General features: G+C 63.9%; 5 protein-coding genes. 3 read left to right on the top strand and 2 right to left on the bottom strand.

Features of this window, described 5'->3' with window-relative positions; all coding sequences use genetic code 11:
• Positions 1-59 precede the first annotated feature (59 nt).
• Positions 60-371 carry a DUF1153 domain-containing protein gene (locus H1D44_RS18625; RefSeq protein WP_181516779.1) on the bottom strand — a complete coding sequence of 104 codons (312 nt, stop codon included), beginning with the start codon at positions 369-371 and terminating at the stop codon, positions 60-62.
• Positions 372-435: 64 nt separating this feature from the next.
• Between H1D44_RS18625 and H1D44_RS18620 the strand changes: the two genes are divergently transcribed.
• The 3 genes from H1D44_RS18620 to H1D44_RS18610 all read left to right on the top strand — a co-directional run bounded on the left by H1D44_RS18620 (position 436) and on the right by H1D44_RS18610 (position 6,167).
• Positions 436-3,675, top strand: coding sequence for a type I restriction endonuclease subunit R (locus tag H1D44_RS18620; RefSeq protein WP_181516778.1), 3,240 nt, complete (start codon positions 436-438; stop codon positions 3,673-3,675).
• On the top strand, positions 3,672-4,373 hold the full coding sequence (locus H1D44_RS18615) for a M48 family metallopeptidase (RefSeq protein WP_181516777.1): 702 nt from the start codon (positions 3,672-3,674) through the stop codon (positions 4,371-4,373). The genes H1D44_RS18620 and H1D44_RS18615 overlap by 4 nt, the downstream gene beginning before the upstream one ends.
• A 468-nt stretch (positions 4,374-4,841) precedes the next feature.
• Positions 4,842-6,167 carry a diguanylate cyclase gene (locus H1D44_RS18610; protein ID WP_181516776.1) on the top strand — a complete coding sequence of 442 codons (1,326 nt, stop codon included), beginning with the start codon at positions 4,842-4,844 and terminating at the stop codon, positions 6,165-6,167.
• 9 nt (positions 6,168-6,176) lie between these two features.
• Here H1D44_RS18610 and H1D44_RS18605 read toward each other — a convergent pair whose 3' ends face one another.
• The gene (locus H1D44_RS18605; protein WP_181516775.1) at positions 6,177-6,626 is read right to left on the bottom strand and encodes a universal stress protein; all 450 of its coding nucleotides are present in this window, start codon (positions 6,624-6,626) and stop codon (positions 6,177-6,179) included.
• Between the last annotated feature and the right edge of the window lie 66 nt (positions 6,627-6,692).

Below are 6,692 nucleotides of genomic sequence, written 5' to 3'. Positions count from 1 at the left end.
GCACAGCTTGACGAGTGATACCACATGGCCCGCTTGGGCCATTTCCGCCTGCAGCGACTTTACGAGTTCTCGTCCTCGTCGAGCAGGCGCTTGAATTTTTTTAGTGCGTAGATCTGCAGATGGGCCTCGCCCAGTGCCTCCTTGGTTTCCCTCAGCTCGGACTCATACTGCTCGCGAATGTCCTTGGGGCGTGCCCGGAACCCGTTCTCCATGTTGCGCTGGGCCTCCTCGATCCAACCTTCGACCCCGGAGACGGTGAGATCATGCTCACGAGCCACTTCGGCGACCGTGGTCTTGCCCTTGAAAATGTCCATGACCACAGCGGCTTTGCGCTTGGCGGTCCAGCGTTTGACGGTGGGTTCGTTGCTCATTTCGTCCTCCTGATGGCTGCACTATAGCCTGTGCAGCTCTGGAGGGGGTCACTTCAAAGTGGTGATGGAGCCGCTGCTACGCGAGCGGCTGCGCCAGATCAACCTGCGCGACGGCGAACCCTGGCTCGATGAGACGCGCCTGGACCAGGCGGTGGCAGCCATCACTCGCCTGCCGGCCAGCAAGGTATTAGAGGCGAACCAGCAGGCCACCGAGCTGCTGCTGAACGGCCTGCCGGTAGAAGGGCTGGAGGGTTGGGACGGCGGCCGCGGCCAGACCCTGCGCTATATCGACTGGGACAAGCCCACTAACAACGTCTTCACGGTGGTCAACCAGTTCAAGATGAAGTGCCCCCCCGGCCACGATGGCGCCAAGGGCCACGTGATTCCGGACCTGGTGCTGTTCGTCAACGGCATCCCTTTGGTGGTGGTGGAGTGCAAGAGCCGCAGCGTGCCGGAGGGGATTAGCCAGGCGGTGGATCAGTTGCGCCGCTATCACGACCAGCGCTTTCTGGAGGACGAGGTCGGCGAGCATGAAGGGGCACCTGCGCTGTTCGCCACCAGCCAGTTCCTGGTGGCCAGCAGCTTCGACGAGGCCCGGGTAGGCACCATCGGCGCCCGTTTCGCCCACTACCTGAGCTGGAAGACGGTAGCACCGATGCGCGAAGCGGAGGTGGCCATCGACCTGGGGGTGGCGGATCTTTCAGCCCAGCAGCGCCTGATCGCCGGCATGCTCACCCGGGCCAACCTGCTCGATATTGTGCGCCACTACACCCTGTTCATGAACCTCGGCGGCCAGACCATCAAGCTGGTCTGCCGCTACCAGCAGTTCCGGGGCGTCACCCGGGCCGTCGAGCGCCTGAAGAGCGGCAAAACCCGCCGCCAGGACGGCGAGGCCGACCGCCGTGGCGGCATCGTCTGGCACACTCAGGGCAGCGGCAAGAGTCTCTCCATGGTGTTCCTGGTGCGCAAGCTGCGCACCGACCCGGCGCTGCGCCGCTTCAAGGTGGTGGTGATCACCGACCGGAAGGACCTCCAGGCCCAGCTCTCCGCCACCGCCGAGCTCACCGGTGAGAGCGTCGAGAAGGCCGGCAATACTGCCCAGCTCAAGAAACTGCTGGGCCGCGACGGCCCCGGTCTGGTGTTCGGCACCATCCAGAAGTATCGCGACCCGGACGCCGACGACGAAAACGAAGCCGGTGAGACGTATGCGCGCGACGAAAGTGGACTGGATAGCGGTCGCCGTGACGCTGCCGAACGGGGTGCCTCTGCTTCCTCAAGTACGCCGAAGAAGCCCGCTCTCAGCGAGCCCTTCGAGGTACTCAACACCAGCGAGGAGATCCTGATCCTGGTGGACGAGGCCCACCGTACCCAGGCTGGCGACCTGCACGCCAACATGATGCGCGCCCTGCCTAACGCTGCCCGCATCGGCTTCACCGGTACGCCCATCATCATGGGTGACAAGAAACGCACCCACGATATTTTCGGCGAGTACATCGACCGCTACACCATCAAGGAGGCGGAGCAGGACGGCGCCACGGTCCCGATCCTCTACGAGGGGCGCACCGCCAAGGGGGCGATCAAGGACGGCGCCAGCCTCGACGGCCTGTTCGAGGACCTGTTCCGCGACCACAGCAAGGAAGAGCTGGAGGCGATCAAGAAGAAGTACGCCACCAAGGGGCAGATTTTCGAGGCGCCACAGCTGATCCAGGAGAAGGCCCAGGACATCCTGCGCCACTATGTCACCCATATCCTCCCCAACGGCTACAAGGCACAACTGGTGGCCTACAGCCGCCGAGCGGCTCTGCGCTATTACGAGGCCCTGGAGACGGCGCGAGCCGAGCTGCTGGAGGAGGCGCTGGCGCTCTCCCCCGAAGACAAGGCCCTGGACGATACCCAACTGCTGACGCGGCCACCCCGGGTCAAGGCAGCGATCCAGGCCTGGCGCTACCGTAAGGTGCTGGGCGAGCTGGAGTTCACCGTGGTGTTCAGCAGCGGCAATAACGATGATTCGGCCTGGGCTCGGTGGAGCGACCGCGGCGCCGTCGAGAACCATATCAAGCGCTTCAAGAAGTCGCTGCCGCCGCTGAACGGGGCAACCCCCAAGGACCCGGCCAAGCACGACCCGCTGGCCTTCCTGATCGTCAAGAGCATGCTGCTGACCGGTTTCGATGCCCCCATCGAGGGGGTGATGTACCTGGACCGCTCATTGCGCGAAGCGGAGCTACTGCAAGCCATCGCCCGGGTCAACCGCACCGGCCACGGCAAGACCCACGGCATCGTGGTGGACTACTTCGGCGTGGCCAACCACCTCAAGGAAGCGCTGGCCGCCTACAGCGAAGAGGACATCGAGGGCGCCCTTCAGAGCCTCAAGGACGAGATCCCCCTGTTGCGCGACCGCCACCTGCGGGTAATCGACGTGCTGCGCGGCCAGGGGGTGGATGATCTGGACGACACCGAGGAGGCGGTGCAGGCGCTCGCTGACGAGCGGGTGCGCGCCGAGTTCGTGGTCAAGCTCAAGGAGTTCAACCGCGGCCTGGACGACGTGCTGCCGCGCCCCGAGGGGCTCGAGTTCGTCAACGATGCCAAACGGCTGGCCTATATCCATGCCCTGGCACGCAACCGCTACAAGGACACCCCGGAGCTCGGCCGTGATATCGGCAACAAGGTGCGCAAGCTGATCGACGACTACGTGATCTCGCTGGGCATCGACCCGCGCATCCCGCCGGTGCAGCTCACCGACGCCGAGTTCGATGAGCACCTAGGCCGCCAAGTGGGTGACCGAGCCAAGGCCTCGGAGATGGAGCACGCGGTACGCTCCCACGTTCGCAAGCACCTGGACGAGGACCCGGTGAAATATGGCCGGCTCAGCGAGCGCTTGGAAGAGCTACTGGAGCAGCTCGATGGTCAGTGGGCCGAGCAGGTGGAGGCGCTCAAGACACTCATCCAGCAGCTGCGCGACGGTGCCCGGGTGGAGGGGGAAGAGATTCCCGAGATGCCGGCCCACGCCGAGCCCTTCTGGCGCTTGCTGGTGGCCAGCAGTCGCCTTTCCGTGGAGGAGCTGGACGAAGCCAGCGCCCAGAAGCTGCTCGAGGCCACCGAGGAGCTGGTCGGGCTGATCCAGCAGGAGATCGCTATCCCCGACTTCTGGAAGCCCTCCCACATTCCCGACCAGGAAGCGCTGCGCCAGCATCTCTTCTCCACACTGATGTTCAAGCGCCTCGTGCCCTTCGACCAGGCCAGCGAGGTGGCTCAACGACTGCTCGAGCTCGCCCGCAGCAATCACGACAAGCTGGTGAACGCATGACACAGCTCGCCGTTGACGATCTGACCCTGGAGGTGCGCGAGAGCTCGCGCCGCAAGACCCTGGAGATCACCGTGGACCGCGACGGCGAGCTGGTCATCGCCGCGCCCCGCGGGACCAACGAGCAGCTCCTGCGCGACTTCGTGATCGAGAAACGGCTGTGGATCTACCAGAAGCTGGCCGAGAAGGCCGAGCGCCGCCGCCGGCTGCCCCACAAGGAGTACGTCAACGGCGAGGGCTTCCTCTACCTGGGGCGCAGCTACCGACTAAAGCGAGTGGCCAGCGATGCCCAGGACGCCCCGCTCAAACTCGTCGCTGGACACTTTCAACTGCGCGAGGATGCCCTGGCCGACGCCCGAGAGCACTTCGTCCGCTGGTACAGCGCCCGCGCCAGCGACTGGCTCACCGCCAGGGTGAAGGATCACGCACGGCGGATGGGCGTCGAGCCCGCTGGCGTGAAGGTGCAAGACCTAGGCTACCGTTGGGGCTCCTGCGGTAAAGGCAACCGGGTCTACTTTCACTGGAAGACCATCCTGCTGCCCCGGCACATCGCCGAGTACGTGGTCGTCCATGAGCTCGTCCACCTACGCGAGTCCCACCATACCCCGGCCTTCTGGCGCCGCCTCGAGCGAGCCATGCCGGACTATGAGCAGCGCAAGGCGTGGCTCGCCCAGCGTGGCATTGAAGTAGAAGGGATCTAATGTGTTTGGCGCGCCCTCCTGGTCAGCTTGATATCACTCGCCGTATTGGACATGCTCGGCTGGCTGAGCTGGCTCCAAGAAGCCATGTCGCCGACAAGAACCTTGCGGTCAGCTCTCCTTTCACTCTTGCTGGCCAGAAGTTTCGCATCACGGTGAGCACCGGCATCGCCCGCTATCCTGTCGACGTGACGATGTACCACATGCATGAACCGCAGCCGGCTGCCGAAGCCGCGCTTTCCATGCAACAGCGACTTGGCAACCCATCACTGAACTAGCCTGCCCCCAGACATAGCTCTCCTGATCCCTCCGCTCCAGCCAACTTTGGCGTGAAGGTGCGGCGAAAAGACGCTATGCTGCGCGACCGGGGTCGCCAGACGCCCGCTGGACAAGTGATTCAAGCCAAGGAATACAAGCAAAACCATAAGAGACTTGCCAGAGAGCAAGTCCCTACTCGTATGGAGGGTGCTCGTGGACAACAGCGAGCATGAAACAGCGCATGGCAACGTCGAACATGCCATGCTCGGTTCCCACTGGCCCGAGATCGACCTCGACACGCTACGGGCCAAGTTCTATCAACTCTATATCGCCGTGGAGCAGAGCCCTGCCGCCACCGCCATCACCGACACCGAAGGACACATCGAGTACGTCAACCAGCGCTTCCTCGAAGTCACCGGATATTCCCGCGAGGAGCTGATCGGCAAGACACCGGCAATGATCCAGTCGGGCATGACTCCCGATGAGGTCTACCGCGACCTGTGGCAGACCCTGCGCAGCGGCAAGGTATGGCGCGGAGAACTGCAGAACCGCAAGAAGAGCGGCGAGCTCTACTGGGAAGCCGAGACCATCACGCCGGTGCGCGACGATACGGGCCGGATCGTGCGCTTCGTGGCGGTGAAGGAGGACATCACCGAGCGCAAGCGCCAGGAGGAGGAACTACGCCTGCTCGCCAGCGTGTTCCAGACCGGCCAGGCTACCCTGATCACCGACCCGGAGATGCGCATCGAGCGCGTCAACCAGGCTTTCACCGACATCACCGGCTACCTGCCGGAAGACGTGATCGGGCAGACACCGCGCCTGTTCAAGTCAGGCCGGCACGACAAGCGCTTCTACGCCAGGCTGTGGGACACGGTACTCGGGACCGGCCACTGGCAGGGCGAGATATGGAACCGCAATAAGTACGGTGACATCTATCCGCTGTGGCAGTCGATCACCGCCGTGTACGACCAGGCCGGCAAGATACGAAATTTCATTGCCGTATTTCACAACATCGCCGAACGCAAGCGCCTGGAGGAAGAGCTCGAGCAACAGGCCACCCGCGACCACTTGACCGGCGCCTACAATCGCCGGGCCTTCGATGAGGCCATGCGCCGTGCGATAGGCCAGGCCGAGCGCAACAACAACACCTTCACCTTGCTGTTGTTCGATATCGACTGCTTCAAATCGGTCAACGACCAACATGGTCACGACACGGGGGATGCGATCCTCAAGCGCCTGGCCTCGCTGGCCAGCCAGACCCTGCGCAGCACCGACCTGATGGCACGCTGGGGTGGCGAGGAGTTCGCCATCCTGCTGCAGGACTCCTCCACGCAGGGAGCATCGGTGTTTGCCGAGCGACTTCGCCAGCAAGTGGCCGAGACCCGCCTGCAAGGCCTGGCGATCACCATCAGCCTCGGCATCGCCGAATATCGCCACGGCGACGATCCAGACACCTTGCTGGCACGCGCCGACGGTGCGCTGTACCGAGCCAAGCGAGCGGGACGCAACCGAGTAGGCAGCGCCGACTCCCCGGCATGAAAGCCACTATCAGGTCACGGTAATCACGGTGCACGCTGCGGCATGCGTGACCTTGTGGGAAACGCTTCCCATCAGCATCCCCTTGAGTTCGCTCACCCCACGACTACCCATGACAATGGCATCCACGCCGATGTCGGCGGCCTGACTCAGTATGGTATCGGCCGGCCGCCCCTCCCGGATCAGCTCCTTCACTTCCAGGCCGGAGAGGTCGACGGCCTCCCGGGCGTTGTCGATCGCCTCCCTGGCCTGCTGTTCACTCTGCCGGGCCAGCTCCTGACGGCGCTCCTCGGTGAAGGGCTGACCGGTGGATCCGGCCAGGATGCCGATATCGTCAGGCAGCTCGGTGACATGCAACAGATAGAGTGCGGCAGAAGATGCGCGCGCCAGCTGCGCGGCAATGGTCAACGCTTTCACGGCATGGCTCGAGCCGTCCAGCGGAACCAGGATCGTGTGATGCATGGCAATTCCCTCCCCTTGTCATGGCGCCCCTTCGGCACCCTTGATTAAGCCTAGCCGCTGCTGGAG

Source organism: Billgrantia kenyensis, assembly GCF_013697085.1.
Lineage (GTDB): Bacteria > Pseudomonadota > Gammaproteobacteria > Pseudomonadales > Halomonadaceae > Halomonas > Halomonas kenyensis.
This window is presented reverse-complemented; position numbering and strand designations above follow the sequence as displayed.

Bases quoted from the DNA above. Each gene is read 5' to 3' on its own strand.
- H1D44_RS18625 (WP_181516779.1), bottom strand. From the start codon at position 371: ATGAGCAACGAACCCACCGTCAAACGCTGGACCGCCAAGCGCAAAGCC.
- H1D44_RS18620 (WP_181516778.1), top strand. From the start codon at position 436: ATGGAGCCGCTGCTACGCGAGCGGCTGCGCCAGATCAACCTGCGCGAC.
- H1D44_RS18615 (WP_181516777.1), top strand. From the start codon at position 3,672: ATGACACAGCTCGCCGTTGACGATCTGACCCTGGAGGTGCGCGAGAGC.
- H1D44_RS18605 (WP_181516775.1), bottom strand. From the start codon at position 6,626: ATGCATCACACGATCCTGGTTCCGCTGGACGGCTCGAGCCATGCCGTG.